The following is a 19,401-nucleotide window of genomic DNA, read 5'->3' on the forward strand; positions in this document are numbered from 1 at the left end:
ATAGCCTATGCGCAAATCCTCTGTTTAGAACTTATTTTTCATAGCAGGAAAATACCGCCTGTTTCTTCTCATCGGAAAGCTTTGGTGTGATAAGGCTCACAACCGGAACGATGATAAGTCCGGCAAGCATTGCAAATGCACCACAGTTGATCGGCGACTGCAACACGGTTGGGAATGATGCTCTTGCAAGCATATTCGCTACCATGATGCCACTGCCGAACAGGAAGTTCACAAGCACGGCGGCCTTCGTCACGCCCTTCCAGTACAGGCTGTAGATAAATGGTGCAAGGAATGCGCCTGCAAGCGCGCCCCATGAAATACCCATAAGCTGTGCGATAAATGTCACGCCGCTCTTATACTGTACAACCGCGATCACTGCGGAGATTGCGATAAATACAACGATGAAGATACGCATGATAAATACCTGTTTCTTCTCTGTCATCTCCTTCACGATCGTGCCACGGATCATATCCAGCGTCAGTGTCGAAGAAGATGCGAGCACCAGTGACGATAATGTCGACATGGATGCAGAAAGTACCAGGATTACAACAACCGCGATCAAAAACGGAGACAGCTTCTCGATCATCGCCGGGATAATCGCATCATAGCCCTGTGCCGCGATGTCGATATCATACAGTCTGCCGAAACCACCGAGGAAATAACAGCCACCAGCTACAATGATTGCGAAGATTGTGGATATTAAGGTTCCTTTTCCGATTGACTTCTCATCCTTGATCGCATAGAACTTCTGTACCATCTGAGGAAGTCCCCATGTGCCAAGTGATGTCAGGATCACAACACACAGAAGTCCAAAAGGATCCGGTCCGAAGAACGATGCAAATGCACCCGGTGTGGATGTTGCCTGCGCGTCCTCTACTCGTGCCAATGCATCGATTGCCTGCATGAATCCACCATTTGATTTTAATACTGATGCAATGACCGCGATGATTCCGATGATCATGATACATCCCTGAATAAAATCATTGATGGCTGTTGCCATGTAACCGCCTGCGATCACATAGATTCCGGTAAGCACTGCCATCACGACGATGCAGACCGTATAATCCAGATGAAACGCCATCCCAAACAATCTTGAAAGTCCGTTATAAAGCGATGCTGTATACGGAATCAGGAATACAAATACAATCAAGGATGCTAAGATCTTAAGCATCTTCGAATCAAACCGGACACCGAAGAATTCCGGCATTGTCTTACTCTCTAAATGCTGGCTCATTGTTCTCGTCCGTCTGCCAAGTACATTCCATGCAAGCAGGGAACCGATAAATGCATTTCCAAGACCGATCCATGTGGAAGCAAGACCGAACTTCCATCCGAACTGTCCAGCATATCCGATGAAGATAACCGCCGAAAAGTATGAAGTTCCGTATGCAAATGCAGTCAGCCATGGTCCAACATTTCTTCCACCTAATACAAATCCATTGACATCGGTCGCATGCTTCCGGCAGTAGACGCCGACACCGATCATCACTCCAAAAAATATTACTAACATGATAATTTTAATCGCCATTTTCTCTCTCCTTTTTCTTCTGTCTGGTGATTGTAAATCCCGCTCGATTTATCCCTTCGTTTCTCCATTGCGTTATTGCGTAACGCTTTACTGTATTAAAGTAATCTGATTAAAAGAAAAGGGATGCCGACAAGCATCCCTGTCTCTTATCTTCTTTTAGTATTCAAATTTCTTCTCGAAGTAAGCCTTCAGATCTTCGATCTTCACACGCTCCTGCTCCATCGTATCACGATCACGGACAGTTACAGCGCCGTCTGTCTCAGACTCAAAATCATAAGTCACACAGAACGGAGTACCAATCTCATCCTGTCTTCTGTAACGCTTACCGATGTTTCCTCTGTCATCGAACTCACAGTTATATGTCTTTGCAAGCTCTGCATAGATCTTCTCTGCACCTTCGTTCAGCTTCTTAGAAAGCGGAAGCACACCGATCTTAACCGGTGCTAATGCCGGATGGAAATGAAGTACGGTTCTCATATCCGGCTTCTCCTCGGTTCCGATATTCTCCTCGTCATAAGCGGCACAGAGGAATGCAAGTGTCACACGGTCTGCACCTAATGATGGCTCAACAACATATGGAATATACTTTTCCTTCTTCTCATCATCGAAATATTCCATTGGCTCACCGGATGTATTCTGATGCTGTTTCAGATCGTAATCGGTACGGTCTGCAATTCCCCACAGCTCGCCCCAGCCAAATGGGAACAGGAACTCAATATCCGTTGTACCCTTGCTGTAGAAGCAAAGCTCCTCCGGAGAATGGTCACGTGCACGCATCTCATCATCCTTGATGCCAAGATCCTTCAGCCAGTTAATACAGAATTCTCTCCAGTAACGGAACCATTCCATATCTGTACCAGGCTCGCAGAAGAACTCCAGCTCCATCTGCTCAAACTCTCTTGTACGGAATGTGAAGTTACCCGGTGTGATCTCGTTACGGAAGGACTTTCCGATCTGACCGATACCAAAAGGAATCTTCTTACGGGATGTACGCTGTACATTCTTGAAGTTTACAAAGATACCCTGTGCGGTCTCCGGTCTTAAGTAAACTGTATTCTTTGCATCCTCGGTTACACCCTGGAATGTCTTGAACATCAGGTTAAACTGACGGATACCGGTAAAGTTATGCTTGCCGCAGCTTGGACAGCAGATATGCTTCTCTTCCACATACTGTTCCATCTGCTCATTTGTCCAGCCGTCAATGGAACCCTCGATCTCGATTCCGTTGTCAGTCATATAATCTTCAATCAATTTATCTGCACGAAAACGCTCGTGACACTCTTTACAGTCCATCAGAGGATCTGCAAATCCACCCAGGTGACCGGATGCCACCCATGTCTGTGGATTCATAAGAATGGCACAATCCACACCTACGTTGTAAGGATTCTCCTGAATGAACTTCTTCCACCATGCCTTCTTCACATTGTTTTTGAGCTCAACTCCAAGGTTTCCGTAATCCCATGTATTGGCAAGTCCGCCATAGATTTCAGAACCCGGATATACAAATCCTCTGTTCTTTGCAAGTGCTACGATTTTGTCTAAAGTCTTTTCCATATTTTGTAAACCTTCCTTCCTCTCGCACCGGAGTGTGCGGATTCTTATTATTTTTCGGTGTGACTTTCTTCACCATATGAAACATACAACATTTTACAGGCTAATGGTTCAGATTGCAACCATATTTTTGAAATTCATCATACACCATGCATTTTTATGCGTCGGGCTTTTACAGGGATGATAGTATTTCCAGTGATTTGAATTCGCGGTCAACATACGCTTCCCGAAAACGGTCTGCCACGTACTTTAATTCTGCCATCGCCTCTTCACTTAACTGAAACGCATACAGCTTCGTAAGATCTGCCGACTGGATATATTGCAGAGTATAAATAAGGGTCTCGGATACCGTCCGTGTAAGCTTCAGCTCTTTTCCGCATGCCTCACACAGAAGCCCGCCTGTCTTCGCATTGAAATATTTCAGTTCCTTCTTATTGCAGCGTACGCATGTATATGCATGAATCCCCTGTCCTTCGATATCCATCAGCCGTACTTCGAACGCATATCGGATCAGCTGATTGTCCACGGTTCCCTGTTCAAGTGCCTTGAGTGTCACATAGAGCAGATTGAGCTCATTCACACAATAGCAGCCCTCTCTCGTATAATATGACATAAATTCACACACATACGATGCATAGCACAACTTCTCCATATCCAAAGGAAGTCCGGAAAAATATTCCCGGACCTCCGCTTTGACTAACGTATAGGAATCTCTTCCCGGAAATACGGTAAAAGTACCCATCACGAAGCTCTGGCTCGCCGCCCGGAGCTGGCTTACCGCCTTTCTGGCACCATTTGCAAACACTGTGATCTTTCCGCGTTCCTTGGTCAGTATGACCAACCGTTTATCGTACTCCTTCACAAGTGTTGCATATAAAATTATACCCGTTACCTGTATTTCCTCACGCATTTTTTGTTATCTCTCTATTTCTTTTCCCGGTAATGACTCATCCGGATACGTATGGTAATATAAATCACAAGTACGATGGCCACACCAACGAAAATCCATATCTGTACCGGCACATCCTCAATATTATAACACCGGACATTGATCCACATCTGATTGATTTCCTTATTCGCCGTATCATCAAAATACTGCATGACTGCACTCCGTTGCAGTACCTCCTGCGTCGGATACTGTGCAAACAACTGTCTGCGCGTCTGTTCTTCCGGCACAGTCATAATATAATCTTCATTGGAATCATCCCCACAGAAGAAGAAACCAACCGGATACTCTGTTGTATCCTCTTCATCATCCTCTGCCTCATAATTCCATTTCAGATAATCATAGACTGTATCATCGTCACCGCCACTGATCACCGATGTATAACCAATGTAATACATGTTACGCACCGCATTATCCGGACGAGACACAAAGTTTACAAATGCCTCAGCGGCCTGCTGTTTTTCCGCATCCTGTCCGATTCCGCTTTGCAGCATAACCCAGCCGTCAAACCACAAGTTCGTCGACTCCTCCGGCACCGCAAAATCCAGATAGAAATCATCCTCTTCTGCCTGATCCATCGCATAGACAGCATCTCCGGACCACTGGTAGTTTGCAACGACCTTTCCGCTGATCATGTCTGCTTTACCGCTGTCGGTCTCAAACGAATAAACATTGCCCTGCATATCCTGCAGGATGTCCTCCACATTCTCAATCGTATCGGAATCCACATCATTCATGATCTGCATCAATCGTTCCTGATAATCCGGTGCATTGCGGAGCGATTCATCCATTAGTTCGTCTTTTCTGTAAGAACCAAGTGCCGCAAAATAAGAATCCCGGACATTATCCTTGATTGTAACCTGGCGCTTAAACTTGTCATTTAGAAACACATCCCAGGTAGATGCTTCCTCTTCTGTCATCTTCTCCGGATTGTAGAGAACACCGGTGACGCCCCACATATAGCCTGCCGCATATTTACTCCACGACTCACCGCCGATCTCATTTTCATCAAACGTATCCTTAATATAATCGGATACCCCGCGCACATAGTAATTATCCGGATTGTCCGTATCATAAAAATCTTCTGAAAACGGCACCAGCTTCTTCTCTGCCATCAGCTTCATGATCATATAATCAGACGGACAGACAAGGTCATACACATCGCCGAGTGTCAGCTGGTTATACAGATCCTCGTTCGTACCGAAGCACGAATACTCAACCTCCACGCGCTTGCCGTACGTCTCGTAATACCACTCGGTGAAATCATCGACCATCGAATTCTCACCGAAGATCTCCGCACCATTTTCAAGCTCCATGCGTTCTTCTTCGTCCCAGTCACCAAGATCGATATATTCCTCCCAGTTGCAGACACGCAGCTTGATCACGTCGTCATTTCCCTGTGCGTGTGTGATCTTTGTTCCCGGCACCATCGCCAGAAATGTCATCATAGTTGCCGCCGCAACGGCTGTCACACGTTTTAACATCTTATTTCTCATTGCGGACACCTCCTTTTTCAGAGGTTGTCTTTCTGCCAGCCACATTCATGACAACCACTGCCAGAATAACGATCAGGAAGATCACTGTCGAAAGAGCCCAGAGTGCAGTTTTAATCTCTGTCTGTGAACCCTTGGTTGCATTGACAACATACGTACTGATCGTGTTAAACGTTGCCGGTTTTGTATAGCTTGCGATGAAATAATCATCAAGCGAAAGTGTGATTGCCAGCGCAAATCCGGATACGATACCCGGCATGATCTGCGGGATCACAACCTTACGGAGTGCCATCGACGGAGACGCACCAAGATCCATTGCCGCCTCATACAGACTTGCATCCATCTGCTTTAATTTCGGAACCACAGACAGATACACAAATGGAGCAGATAACACTACATGACCGATCAGCAGCGGCACATAGCTTTCCTTATTCATGCCAAATGCAACGATCAGCAGCACGCAGATGGAAAAACCGGTTACAACATCTGCATTGACAACCGGAATCTGGTTGGCTGTGTTAATAAAGTTCTTCGCAAGTTTCTTCGAATAAAACGCACCAATCGCACCCATCGTTCCAAGGATTGTAGCAAGCAGAGATGAAACAAGTGCCAGAAGAACCGTCCCGACGATCATATCCCGAAGCTCGCCCTTTGTGAACAGTGTCACATAATTCTGCATAGAAAATCCGTGGATCGAACCGATATTCCCGGAATCCGTAAAGCTGTATACCGCCAGAATCAGAATCGGTGCATAGATAACGAGCAGCATAAGAATCAAAAATAGTTTTCCAATCGTCTTTCTCATCAGATCAGTGCACCTCCTCTTCCCTCGTCCTCATCCGAGTATTTGTTCGTAAAGAGGGTGAAGATCAATATGATCAAAAGCAGGATCAGTGCGATCATGGATCCATTGTGCCAGTCGTAGGATGCAAAATAGCTTCCGATCAGACTACCCATAATATACGTGCTGTTATAAAGCATATCCAGCACAACATAGTTTGTCATAGATGGCAGAAATACCATCGTGATTCCGCTGATAATGCCAGGCACGGAAAGTGGCAGTGTCACCTTCAGAAATGTCTGTACCGGATTCGCGCCAAGGTCACCTGCCGCCTCTATCAGACTCGTGTCTAACTTCATCAGCGTCGTGTACATCGGCAGAATCATGAATGGAAGAAAATCATACGTCATACCGATGACAGAATTTAAAAACGGATGCAGGGCAAGATTTCCCTCTAACACCGTAAGTATCTCTTTTAATGCAGTGATACGCAATGTGAAATTGATCCACATCGGCATCACAAATGCAACTAAGATCACACTCTTATGCCGCATATTGCTGCGCGCTAAGATATACGCAATCGGATATGCAAGCAGTACACAGACGCAGGTCGTCACAACCGCCAGCGCAAAGCTGTACGCAAGTGTACCGATCGTATTCGGGCTCGTAAAAAATGCCGCCAGATTCTGCACGGTAAACTGACCTTGTCCGTTTGTAAACGCATAATATAAAAGAACAAACAATGGGGCTACTACAAACAGCAATAGAAAAAGTGCATAAGGTATACCCAGTCCGCTCTTTGCAAAACGTGAAGAACGCATACAATATCACTCCTTTTCTATTTCTTGATGGAAAACTGGATATGCTCCTCCGGAATAACCAGACTTACATAGTCATCCATATTCCACAGGTATTCATCGTTAACGATGAAATCTTCATCCATATCCGTACGGACCACGTAGCTGTAATGATCACCCTTGTAGATCAGGTTGATGATATGTCCGCAGACGATACCCTCTTCCTCATTATCGCTCATGGAAATATGCCGTGGCTTGATTGCAAGCACGACCTTCAGTTTCTCATAATCAATCACGTCACCATGTGCATCTAAAAGCTCATGCGCGTCGTTAAACTTAGAACCCGGTATGATCTTCGTCAGATCACACTGGATCTTTCCATCAAAGATTGTAAGCTCATAATTCTTGTCTACATCACTCTCGATCTTATTCAGTGTGTGTTCCGGAATCATGATGTGAATACCATCCGGTTCCACATTCAGTCCAACCTGGCTTCCAACCGCTGCGGTCTTTGTCGACTGGATCACGATCTCATTCTTGCCGGATTCCACTGTGATCTCATAGTGGACACCCTTGAATACAACTGATGTAACCGTTCCTGTGATTGCACCATTCTCAGGCGTTGTGATCTCCACATCTTCCGGACGCACAACGACTTCCACCAGCCGTCCATGCTCGACATCATCCACACAGGCAAATTCCGCCCCGCAGAAACGCACCTTGAGCTTGTCTGTCATGATGCCAGTAAAAATATTACTCTCGCCGATAAAGTCTGCAACGAATGCATTTTTCGGCTCATTATATATATCCTCAGGAGTTCCGATCTGCTGCATACGTCCTTCGGACATGACAACGATCTTGTCCGACATCGTAAGTGCCTCCTCCTGGTCATGTGTTACATAGATAAAGGTAATTCCAAGTCTTTCATGCATACTTTTCAGTTCAAGCTGCATCTCCTTGCGCATCTTTAAGTCGAGCGCACCGAGCGGCTCATCGAGAAGCAGGATCTGCGGCTCATTGACCAGTGCACGCGCGATTGCGATTCGCTGCTGCTGTCCACCGGACAAGGTTGCTACCTTCCGCGTCTCAAACCCTTCTAAGTCTACCATCTCCAGAACTTTCTTTACCTTCCGCTTAATCTCGTCCTTCGACAGCTTCTTAAGCTTTAATCCAAAGGCAATATTGTCAAAAATGTTTAAATGTGGAAACAATGCATACCGTTGAAATACTGTGTTGATCGGGCGTTTGTTTGGTGGTAGATTTCCAATCTCTTTACCATCTAGCAGTATTTCTCCCTCTGTAGGAATTTCAAAGCCCGCAATCATGCGGAGTGTTGTGGTTTTACCACAGCCCGAAGGCCCTAAAAACGTTACGAATTCGCCCCTTTTTACCGTAAGGTTAAAATCCTCTACAGCGACAAACCCATCCTCAAATGTTTTTGTGATGTGCTTTAGCTCAATAATGTTTGTTGAACTAGTGTTGTTTTCCAATAAACTCTCATCCTCCTTGTGTTCCTGACATCCTTATCCATGGCATTGGCGGATGCAGGCCAGATTTTTCTTTCGTATTCTCTACGAAAATGCATAAAAATATGCCTGTTTTTTCTTACAAAAACAAGCATATTTTATCAGATTCATATTCTATTTACAATCAATTTTTTAACGTCTGTGATATTTTCTGTCTTCCTCTTCATACTTCGGGGAGCACGTAAGCTGGACACCTATTTTCTTCAGAAGCTGCTCATCCACCGATGAAAGCAATACCGTCGAATGTGCCTGACAATTCTTCAATTTTGAGAGCTGCTCAATTGCAAGCTTTGCTTTTTCATCCTGTGCCGCCGTCGTGGAAAGCGCAATCAGAATCTCATCGGTATGCAATCTTGGATTGTGGCTTCCAAGATATTGGATTTTGAGTCGCTGGATCGGCTCGATGGCTTCCTTGGATACTAACTGTACTTCATGCGGAATTCCGGCAAGTACTTTAAGCGCATTCAAGATCGCAGCTGCCGATGCACCGAGCAGATCTCCGGTTTTTCCGGTTACGATCGTGCCGTCTGCAAGCTCGATTGCCATCGCCGGATGCCCGGTCTCCTCTTCCCTTGCCAATGCTTTCTTTGCCACCAGGCGGTCCTCCATAGAGACACCCGCCTGCCGCAGTAAAAGCTCTAACTTATTCTTGTCATCCTTCGACTGTCCGTAACGCTTTCTGTCACACAGGCACCGATAATACCGGCGGATGATCTCCTGTGCCGATGCATCGCGGCATACCTGATCGTCAATGATACAATTTCCAGCCATATTGACACCCATATCCGTTGGAGACTTATATGGGCTGCTTCCGGCAATCAGTTCAAACATTGTCGCAACAACCGGGAATATCTCGATATCGCGGTTGTAATTAACGGTTGTCTCACCATATGCTTCCAGATGAAACGGATCGATCATATTGACATCGTTTAAGTCCGCTGTTGCTGCCTCATAAGCAAGATTGACCGGATGCTTGAGTGGCAGATTCCAGATCGGGAATGTCTCAAACTTTGCATACCCGGCCTTCACGCCACGCTTATATTCATGGTAAAGCTGAGACAGGCAGGTCGCCATCTTTCCACTACCCGGTCCCGGTGCCGTGATGACAACAAGCGGGCGCTCTGTCTCGATATATTCATTCTTTCCATACCCCTCATCACTCACGATATGGGCAATATCACTTGGGTATCCAACAATCTTATAGTGACGGTAAGACTTGATTCCAAGCTCTGCAAGCTTCTTGCGGAAAAGCTCTGCCGATGCCTGCCCGGCATACTTTGTCAGACACACACTGCCAACATACAGTCCTACTGCCTGGAATTCGTCGATCAGGCGCAGCACATCCATATCATATGTAATTCCATAATCATCACGTACCTTGTTATTCTCGATATCCTCTGCACTGATCACGATCACGATTTCAGCCTGGTCTTTTAACTGTAATAACATCTGCAGCTTCGAATCCGGCTGAAATCCCGGAAGCACACGTGACGCATGATAGTCATCAAACAGCTTGCCGCCAAACTCCAGATATAATTTATTATCAAACTGTGCGATCCGGTCACGTATATGCTGTGACTGCATCTCTAAGTACTTTTGGTTGTCAAAACCGATCTTCATCTTAATTTTCCTCCCGATAACCGTAATTACGAAGTAAGGTATCGCTGTCTCTCCAGTCCTTTTTTACCTTTACCCATAGCTTTAAATTTACTTTCATATCCAGCAGATTTTCCATACTGATCCGTGCTTTCGTACCAATCTTTTTTAGCATTGCACCCTGCTTTCCGATAATAATCCCCTTGTGGGAATCCCGCTCACAGATGATCGTTGCCTCAATATCCATGCAGCTGCCATCCGGACGTTCCTTCATCCGGTCAATTACAACGGCGATGCCATGCGGAATCTCCTTGTCCAACTGCCTGAGTGCCTGTTCACGGATCATCTCCGCTACAATCTGGCGTTCCGGCTGATCGGTAATCGTATCCTCATCGTAAAACTGTGGTCCAAACGGAAGCAGCCGTTTTAACGTCTTAATAAGCTCCGCCTGATTGTGTCCGCGCAGTGCAGAAACAGGAACAATCGCATCAAAATCATGTACCTCTTTGTATGTGTTTATAGCATCTGCAACTGCCTGTTTATCCACAGTATCCGTCTTATTGATAACAAGCACCACCGGCGTATTTACCTTACTTAGCACATCAATGATATGACGCTCGCCCGCGCCGATAAATGTCGTCGGCTCCACGATCCACATGACGATATCCACCTCATTCAATGTGGAGTACGCAACATTCATCATATACTCGCCAAGCTTATTTTTCGCCTTGTTGATACCCGGTGTATCCAGGAACACAATCTGTCCTTCGTCATCCGTATATACTGTCTGGATCCGGTTCCTCGTCGTCTGCGCTTTGCTGCTTGTAATCGCAATCTTCTGTCCAATCAGATGATTCATCAATGTGGACTTTCCCACATTCGGACGTCCGATGATTGCAACAAAACCGGATTTGTATGTCGATAAGTTATCCATATGTTTCTCCCTGTATGTTCTACCTAAAATACGCTCTTTACTTCTGTAAATGCATCCTTCGCATCTTCGATCCGCGCTTCATCACCGATTGCACAGATCACATCTCCATCGACAGCTGCTTCCACATATCCGGCAAGTCCACGGATTACTTCCGGGGTTGCGCCAAGCACTTCATCTCTTGTCCGCTGCAAGTCTGCATCGTCGATTCCCATCAGATAACAGATCAGACTGAAATTGCCATCTGCGGATGGTGTAAGCGGTGAATCCATCCTACTGATCGCACCGATGATATATTTCATCATGTCTCTTTCGTCTGCTTCAAAGCTTCTCACATAGTCCGGTGCCTCCTTATAGATCTCGTATGTCTCCAACAGATTTGGATCACGGTAGGATGTAAAATATGCGTTACCGCTTCGATTGAAGCTGCACATACAGCCATAAGCACCACCCTTCACACGCACATTGATCCACAGATAATCGTATGAGAAGATACACTGCAATACATTCAAAGCGCCGGTATACTCATATCCACGTTCACAGAAATTACCGGCCGTCGCTACATACTGTACCTGACTTGCCGTCTTAAAGCCCTCGTTCTTTTTTACTACCGGAATTTCCTTCACATTCTCAAACGCCAGTCTTGTCGAAAGCTTGCAGGAAAATCTCGTCAGACTCTCAGTCAGCGTATCCTCCGGCTTCTTATCGGAAGTAAAGTTCACGAGCAGGGAATCTCTGCGCAGAAGCTGACCGAGCGTCTCCTGAAGATCAGCAGCCAGTCCCTCATAGCGTTCTTCAAAATGATCATCCAGATCTGACAGATACATATAATAATCTACACCCTCTGTCAGTTCTTTCACAACACCTATTTTAGAAATATATGCCGTTGCGCGTCCCGCCGCTGTTGTATGTCCGTTCGCAAGCAGATCGTCTTTCATTGCCGCACGCGTCTCTGCAATAATCTCCTTCAATCGCTTCTTATCCGAAAGCTTCGAGGTGAACAAAATCTCCTCAATCAATTCCATTGCCTTATCGAGCTGTGCATCCAACATCTTTGCACTGACGACAAAATGTGTAACATAACCGCCATATTCTTTCTTATTGGTGACCGTTGTACTGAATCCAATGCCACCAGTATACAGATTGATCTCGTTCGATAACTCACTGTAACTGAAATGCTCTGTATCCACATACTTAAAAATCTCCGTCAAAAGTGCAATTACCGGAAACTTATCATAGTCGATATCATCCATACAGAAGTTCAGGCTGAGATACGTGATTCCGTTTGTAAAAATATCATGGCTTAGTACCTTGACATGTTCAATCTCCAGAATACGGTTATTTATTTTCTTGGCATGCTTCTCGATATCATCGATCGCAAGCATCGGAATCTTCTTCAAGTCTTCCTCTGCATCACCGGAGCTCTGGTACTCCTTCAGATGCATCATGTTCGCACGAATCTCCTCGATATCCGCTGCAGAAAGTGTCTCCTTATATGCCGCAAGCCGTGCCTTCTCACGCTCTGCAATCTCATTATTAAGCCCCTTCTTTGGCATCAGCAGACAATATGACTTGTGCGTATTCTGTAAAATATACTGCTTGATCAGAGCTTCAAAATATCCGGTCTCCACATCCTGCTTCAACGCATCATACACATCGTTCAGGCTGAACAGATCAAGCGCTGCCGCATCATCATAAAGCCATGTAGAAAATGCATTTAATCCGAGCATCAATCCCTTCGGGAATCGTCCAAAGTTTCCTTCCTTATGCTTAAATTCAAAATAATTGATTGCCGCAAGCAGCGATTTCTTATCCATACCCTGCTCCACAATGGAAGCAAGCGTATCCTCAAGCACCTGTATAAATCGTTCTAAATCTTCTGCATTCGCATTCTTTGCAATGATTGAGAAGTTCGGCTGTTTGATACCGTCATCAAAGGATGACAGAATATCCTTGCCAAGCCCGGCATCAATCAATGCCTTTTTGAGCGGTGCGCCCGGTGCCGACAGCAAGGCATATTCAAGAATCGAAAATGCAGTACATAACTTTTTATCCGCACTTGTTCCAACAACTGTGTTGTATGTCAGATAAGTGTTGTCCTGCTCGGATTCATTCTCTGCGATGGAATAATATTCCCGTACCTCTACCGGCTTCTCAAACGCTGGCTCATCGGTCAATGCAGAATCAATCTCTAAATAATCAAAGTTCTGTAAATACTCCTCGTCGATAAACCGAAGTTCCGCCTCTGCATCCATATCGCCATACAGATAGATATAACTGTTGCTCGGATGATAATACCGCTTATGAAACGCAATAAAATCCTCCTGTGTCAGGTTCGGAATTGCCTCCGGATCTCCACCCGATTCAAAACCATATGCAGTATGTGGAAGCAGTGATTTCTCAATAATTCGGTAAAGCTGCTGTTCCGATGAGGAATACACGCCCTTCATCTCGTTAAATACAACACCGTTATACGTGAGCTCCCCGGTCTCCTCATCGATCTCATAATGCCAGCCCTCCTGCATCATGATCTCTTTCTTCTCATACATATTCGGATAAAAAACGGCATCCATATAGACATGCATCAGATTATGAAAATCCTTCTCATTCAGACTTGCAAGCGGATATACTGTCTTGTCCGAATAAGTCATTGCATTTAAGAATGTATTCAGACTTCCTTTGCAAAGCTCCACGAACGGATCCTTGACCGGAAATTTTCTGGAACCGCAAAGCACCGAATGTTCTGTGATATGTGGCACACCTGTATCGTCGGCTGGCGGTGTCCGGAAACCGATTGTAAATACTTTGTTCGTATCATCATTCTCAATCACAGCCACACGTGCCTTTGTCTTATTGTGGGACAGGATATATCCGTATCCATTAACTTCCTTCAATTCCTTCTTTTCCACTACCGTATATGCGGTCAGATTCTCTAATTTACTCAAACGATTCATCCTCCATCATCTATTTCAAATTCTCCGGTCCAAAGCTTTCCGGAAGCAGTTCTTCCAATGTATATACCTTATACGCCTCTATTGTACGTGCTAAAATCACGGCAAATGCGGACGGATTAACGAACTCCCGCAGCACCTGTCTGCACACACCGCATGGTGCAGTGTATCCGGTCTGCGCAAGCGCATCTTCGTCAAGTTTCCCGCCTACGATCGCGATTGCCGAAAATTCCCTGCAGCCTTCACTCACAGCCTTGAAGATGGCTGTCCGCTCTGCACAGTTTCCCGGTGTAAATGCTGCGTTCTCAATATTGCATCCGGTGTATATCTTCGCATCTGCCCCAAGCAATGCCGCCCCGACCGCAAAGTGCGAATACGGTGCATACGAAAACTTCCGTGCATCCGCTGCAATCCGGATCAGATTTTGTATCTTTTTCTTTTCTAATTTCATATACTGCCTTATCCTGTATTTTGTAAATTATGATTCGCGGTACGCCACTCCTACGCTTCTGTCAGCCGGTAATCAACAACCGCCTTCACGTCACCCGCTTCTTTGCCGCTCATCTTGATGATCACATGTGTTTCCGTTCCGGCTTCCGCTTCGATCTCCTGTATTGCCCGCTCGATCACAAGCGTCTCCCTGTACCTCGCCTGACTCTTATATTCCACGCGGATCCGGCTGACACGCGTGATATCCTCGAGATATTCATTGGCAAGCAGGATATATTTTGCGTTACTCATATGTCCGTTGTAATCGATGTCGGCTTTTGGCACAACTACTGTGTCAACAACCTCGAATTCCTTCGGCAGACGGATCTTTCTACCGCATCTTTCCATCGGATACCGCGGTCTGATCTCATATCCCTTTGCATCCTCTTCTTCAATCCGAACCGGATGCTTCGTCTCCATATCCATGAGTGTCCACATCGAATCGGCACAGACAATATCCTCGCCATTCTCATCTGTCACAATGACATTACGATAGCCGATGGATGTCGCAAATTCATACGCCCAGGTCTTCACGCTTATCTCCTCGAACATCTTCGGAATACGGCGGATCTCAATATTCCAACCGATTGCGAACCAGGTCCGCTTATGCTCAAGCATATAGTCAATGCCTCTGCCTACCGACTCGGAATTGATGTTGACACAATCCTGCATGGCATCCATCAGACTCCCAAACGACATTCTTCTTGTTGCATCAACATCTGAAAAAAGAACTTTTTTATTATATGTGTACATAGTATACCCCTTTATCACGCGCGGCTTTCGTGACAGGTGAAATAAATCACCTGATATTCCTTTGCGATTTCTCTTATAAATGCTTTTCCATGCTCTATTTTTTCCTCATCGAGATTCACAAACGGATCATCCAGAATCAGAAACGGCTTTTCCTCCCGGTACATGGCATCCGCAAATGCAAGACGCATACACAAACCGGTCATATCCTGATATCCCCGGCTGAAATATCCCATATCCCGGTACATTCCCTGCTCCTGCCTCTCCATCTCGAACGTCGCCGTAAGTCCATACGCTGTTCCGTCTTCACCTGATAACATCCGGTAATACCTCCGGAATGCATCCATAACCGGTTTCTGATAACGTGCACCGTAATTTTCCTTTGCCTGTGTCAAAAAAGCCTTAGTCTTTTGTATTATATCACATTTTTCCCGAAGCGTAATCAATTCTTCATTAAGAGATTGCAATTTTCTTTCCTTTTCCGTCAGTGTGTCAGACTCGCTCTCCAACTCATCAAGTCTCCGGCTGTATTGCAGGATCTGTCTCGACAGCGTCTCCATCTCCGATGCCCGCTGTTTCTGCTGTTCCTCCGAAAGCGGCTTTGGCTGTACAGGTTTTGACTCTGGCTGGCGTTTCTTCCTGCCGATTGCATACCCAAGCAGCATACATGCGCCTGCAATCATACTGAATCCACCACAGATAAGGATTAACATACGATACCCTTTGCCTGCCGCAAGCAGCGCATATATAATCACAAGCAATCCTAAGACGATACCTGTGATTCCTTTATATTTCCGCTGTTCGTTTTTTTCATTTCTTCTTTGCTGCAAGGTATCTGCCAGTTCCTGCCCGGATGGGCTTGCAGCTTCTTTCTCTTCGGTTTCCTCCGGTAGCTTCCCCGCCAAGCACGCATTCCAACGCACTTTGACCGCCGTCAACTGGCTTGAAACCGTATCTAACGCTTCCTGCACTACCGTTTTTGCCCGTAATTCCTGTGCAAGCACGTGTGCTTCCCGTTCAAGCTTCGCAAGTTTTCCGGTGCTCCGTTTATCCGACATCTGGTTGATCGCATCGGCAAGCTTTTTATTTGCCACGTCATAACTTGCCATATCTTCGGTCTCTTCCATCTGATCGCCGAGCTTCGCACTCACGCTGTCTGTCGCTGCAAATGCCGCACATTCCGCCTGTCCGATATAGATGGTCCGCATAAAAGACTCCGCATCGATTCCGAATAACTCCTGTCCGATCTGTTCGGTGAAATCTGTACTGTCAAGCAGCGTATTCGCATCCTGTAACCGGAAGGAATCTCCCTTTGCCGTCTTCCCGAAGACACGCGACAGCAGATAATATTTCCCATCCGCTGTAAAAGTAAGCTGTCCGCCATAGGTACCGACCTGCCACGGCTGATAACGCTTCCGTTCCTTCTCCAGTTCCGTCCGCTTCGTCTCCCCGGCAAAGCCATAGAACATCACGCGGATAAATGCTGCAAATGTACTTTTTCCTGCGCCATTCGGCAGCACAAAAGCATTGTAGCCATCTGCAAAATCATAGGAGAAATCCGAAAGCTTTCCAAAGTTTTCAATATGACATGTCAGTAGTCTCATATGAACGCCTCCCCGGCAAGCGCCAATATTCCCGTTTGAATGATTTTCGCTTTCTTCTCATCCGAAAGGTCAGTCTGTGCCTGAACCAGACGCACGAATTCACCCTTTAATGACGCATCATACGTATATGCGGCATAGTCGATCTCCGGCACAGTATGATCTACGACCTTCGCATAGAAATAGATTTGTGACAACTGCATCGCAAGCAGGTCTGTATCTACTTCCACGCCCACAGGCAGGCTGCCGGTCAGACAGACCTTCACCAGATCGGCAGTCTGCACCTGCATTTCCTGTAATGTCTCTTTAATAGCATCTAAAATATCCACTCCGGATGCACACACGCTTACATCGACAGATGCCTCCCACAGTCTGCGGCTTGCAAATGGCACAAATGTATCCTGAATCTTATGATGTGCCACATCAACCTCGAGCAGGCAGAATCCATGTATGCCACATTCATCAAAGCCTCTGCCCTCCAAACAACCCGGATACACGTAGATGCCCCTTGCATCGAGCTGCTCACGCTTATATGTATGGATGTGTCCGAGTGCCAGATAATCGATTCCTTTATTTTGTAATAAAGCAAGTGGAATCTGTTCCGCATCCTGTCCTGCCCCACTTGCGTATGGCGTCTCCTGCCCATGCAGCATCACAAGGTTAATATGCTTTGGATTAAGCCTTAATGATGTATATAACGTCTGTGCATTCCGTGCAGAGCTTTCCGCACCGGTAATCACGATTGTCGCACCATCTTCTTCCCACGCATAGTAACGCCATGTATCACCAAACAACTTCAGATTATCCGGGATTTCATCCAACGACTGCAGGAACCCATCTGCATCGTGATTTCCACGCAGATAGAAAAACAAGATCTCCGGGTGTCCGGTAATTGCAGACAGCACCGCGTTTCCAGTTGCCCGGTCAACCTTCTTCGTATCAAACAGATCTCCGACGATGAGAATCCCATCGACCGATTGTTCTGCGGCGTAGTCCACCATACGCAGAAACGTATGCAGAATCTCGGTTCTCCGCTGCTTCTGCTTATCTCCATCCAGATGTGTAGACAGAGAGGAATTCAAATGAATATCCGCACAATGTATTAACTTCATCCGTTACCCCTTTCTGTCATTTCCTAAAATATCTCAAATCCTAACTGATTCTTCCATTTCAGCACGCGCGCAACTGCCGCATCAATCTGTGCCTCGTCAATTTCTCCATCTTTGACTGCCTGTATGACGGCTTTGATCTGCTCCTGATAATTCGTGGAAAGCAGCATATCATTTCCGGCTTTGACCGCCTGCACCGCCGCCTCGTCCAGATCATATCCCGCAGATACGCCACTCATCATCAGATCATCGGTGATTACCACACCATCAAACTGCAGCACGTTCCGTATCTCCTCGTGCACCTTCTCCGATAGCGATGCCGGATATTCATCATCGATTGCTGCAACTACATTGTGGCTAACTAAAATACAGTCCGCGCCAGCATTTACGCCCGCCTCAAACGGTATATAATCCCGCGTCACAAACTGCTCATACGTTCGCGTATCCTCGATCTGGTTCACATGCGTGTCTCCATTACTACCGTACCCCGGGAAATGCTTCAACACCGTTCCAATCTGTGCCTTCCGCATCGTCGTGACAACGGTATCGACGTACTCTGCCGTCTCCTGCGGATCATCTCCAAACGCACGGGGATAGATAAAATCACTCGCATCTCCGGACAGATCACAGACCGGTGCGAAGTTCACATTGATGCCATACGATAGAAGCAGCTTTGTTTTTTCTTCCGTATCCTTTCTGATTGCATCCATACCGCCCGACGCATAGATGGATCTCGGTGATGCAAAGGTGTGATCTGCCAGTGCACTGTAACGGCTGACACGCGTCACCGTACCGCCTTCTTCGTCCGTTCCAATTAGCAAAGGAATATCAGAAGCCTCCTGAAAGGACTGGATCTTCTCCGTCAGGGAATCTGCCGTCTCCCCAGCCAAATCTCCCGCAAACAAAATAATGCCCCCAACCGGATATTGCGTTAGCTCATCCGGTCCGAAGCGTCCATCATTTTTTACAAAGAACATCTGTCCGACCTTTTCTTCCAGACTCATCGTCTGGATCTTGTCCTGTATCCGCACATCAAGCACCGTCATTTGTGCATCTGAAGTCGTGTGTGTCTCTTCGCCTGCCGTCTGCTCTGTGGTCACAGGGACTTGTGTCGTAGCTGTTTCTTCCGTATCCCCCGGTTCCGATGAAGTACGTTCTCCATCCCGGAGAAGATTTCCCGAACCGAAAATACCGAAAAACACCATACAGATGATCAATATTCCATATATAATTTTTTTATGCCGATGCATCATTGAACACGATTCCGTCTTATTCATAATAATCACGATTTCTCCGTTCTTCGAACTCGTGATTATCATTATACATTACATATAATAATCACGATTTCTCCG

15 protein-coding genes are annotated in these 19,401 nt (G+C 46.2%); all 15 read right to left on the bottom strand.

Going from position 1 to position 19,401, the window contains the following annotated elements:
• Positions 1 to 31 precede the first annotated feature (31 nt).
• The gene (locus AAAT93_RS02265) at positions 32 to 1,528 is read right to left on the bottom strand and encodes a sodium:solute symporter family protein (protein WP_195540905.1); all 1,497 of its coding nucleotides are present in this window, start codon (positions 1,526 to 1,528) and stop codon (positions 32 to 34) included.
• A 156-nt stretch (positions 1,529 to 1,684) separates the two neighbouring features.
• The gene (locus tag AAAT93_RS02270; protein ID WP_021985074.1) at positions 1,685 to 3,082 is read right to left on the bottom strand and encodes a glycine--tRNA ligase; all 1,398 of its coding nucleotides are present in this window, start codon (positions 3,080 to 3,082) and stop codon (positions 1,685 to 1,687) included.
• A gap of 169 nt (positions 3,083 to 3,251) precedes the next feature.
• Positions 3,252 to 3,989, bottom strand: coding sequence for a DNA repair protein RecO (gene recO / locus AAAT93_RS02275; protein WP_227573508.1), 738 nt, complete (start codon positions 3,987 to 3,989; stop codon positions 3,252 to 3,254).
• A gap of 14 nt (positions 3,990 to 4,003) precedes the next feature.
• On the bottom strand, positions 4,004 to 5,521 hold the full coding sequence (locus AAAT93_RS02280) for an extracellular solute-binding protein (RefSeq protein WP_331682267.1): 1,518 nt from the start codon (positions 5,519 to 5,521) through the stop codon (positions 4,004 to 4,006).
• Positions 5,511 to 6,323: an ABC transporter permease gene (locus AAAT93_RS02285; RefSeq protein ID WP_118544905.1), complete on the bottom strand. Its 813-nt coding sequence runs from the start codon at positions 6,321 to 6,323 to the stop codon at positions 5,511 to 5,513. The genes AAAT93_RS02280 and AAAT93_RS02285 overlap by 11 nt, the downstream gene beginning before the upstream one ends.
• Positions 6,323 to 7,120: an ABC transporter permease gene (locus AAAT93_RS02290; RefSeq protein ID WP_021985078.1), complete on the bottom strand. Its 798-nt coding sequence runs from the start codon at positions 7,118 to 7,120 to the stop codon at positions 6,323 to 6,325. Before AAAT93_RS02290 ends, AAAT93_RS02285 begins: the two co-directional genes overlap by 1 nt.
• Positions 7,121 to 7,137: 17 nt before the next feature.
• A complete protein-coding gene (locus AAAT93_RS02295; protein WP_117781032.1) occupies positions 7,138 to 8,586 on the bottom strand; it encodes an ABC transporter ATP-binding protein in 1,449 nt (482 codons plus the stop codon).
• A 168-nt stretch (positions 8,587 to 8,754) separates the two neighbouring features.
• On the bottom strand, positions 8,755 to 10,242 hold the full coding sequence (locus AAAT93_RS02300; RefSeq protein WP_021985080.1) for a DUF1846 domain-containing protein: 1,488 nt from the start codon (positions 10,240 to 10,242) through the stop codon (positions 8,755 to 8,757).
• 1 nt (position 10,243) lies between these two features.
• Entirely contained in the window at positions 10,244 to 11,152 is a 909-nt protein-coding gene (gene era, locus AAAT93_RS02305; RefSeq protein ID WP_118544904.1) for a GTPase Era, read from the bottom strand.
• Positions 11,153 to 11,175: 23 nt separating this feature from the next.
• Positions 11,176 to 14,103, bottom strand: a complete 2,928-nt coding sequence (locus AAAT93_RS02310; RefSeq protein ID WP_117781031.1) for an insulinase family protein — start codon at positions 14,101 to 14,103, stop codon at positions 11,176 to 11,178.
• A gap of 10 nt (positions 14,104 to 14,113) precedes the next feature.
• Positions 14,114 to 14,551, bottom strand: a complete 438-nt coding sequence (locus AAAT93_RS02315; RefSeq protein WP_227573507.1) for a cytidine deaminase — start codon at positions 14,549 to 14,551, stop codon at positions 14,114 to 14,116.
• A gap of 50 nt (positions 14,552 to 14,601) precedes the next feature.
• Positions 14,602 to 15,342: an acyl-[acyl-carrier-protein] thioesterase gene (locus AAAT93_RS02320; protein ID WP_227573506.1), complete on the bottom strand. Its 741-nt coding sequence runs from the start codon at positions 15,340 to 15,342 to the stop codon at positions 14,602 to 14,604.
• Positions 15,343 to 15,356: 14 nt separating this feature from the next.
• On the bottom strand, positions 15,357 to 16,943 hold the full coding sequence (locus AAAT93_RS02325; protein WP_227573505.1) for an ATP-binding protein: 1,587 nt from the start codon (positions 16,941 to 16,943) through the stop codon (positions 15,357 to 15,359).
• On the bottom strand, positions 16,940 to 18,052 hold the full coding sequence (locus AAAT93_RS02330; protein WP_117781028.1) for a metallophosphoesterase family protein: 1,113 nt from the start codon (positions 18,050 to 18,052) through the stop codon (positions 16,940 to 16,942). Before AAAT93_RS02330 ends, AAAT93_RS02325 begins: the two co-directional genes overlap by 4 nt.
• Positions 18,053 to 18,075: 23 nt before the next feature.
• Positions 18,076 to 19,368, bottom strand: a complete 1,293-nt coding sequence (locus AAAT93_RS02335; RefSeq protein WP_117781027.1) for a glycoside hydrolase family 3 protein — start codon at positions 19,366 to 19,368, stop codon at positions 18,076 to 18,078.
• Positions 19,369 to 19,401 lie beyond the last annotated feature (33 nt).

The organism is Coprococcus hominis (ex Arizal et al. 2022), from assembly GCF_040094675.1.
Lineage (GTDB): Bacteria > Bacillota > Clostridia > Lachnospirales > Lachnospiraceae > Coprococcus_C > Coprococcus_C hominis.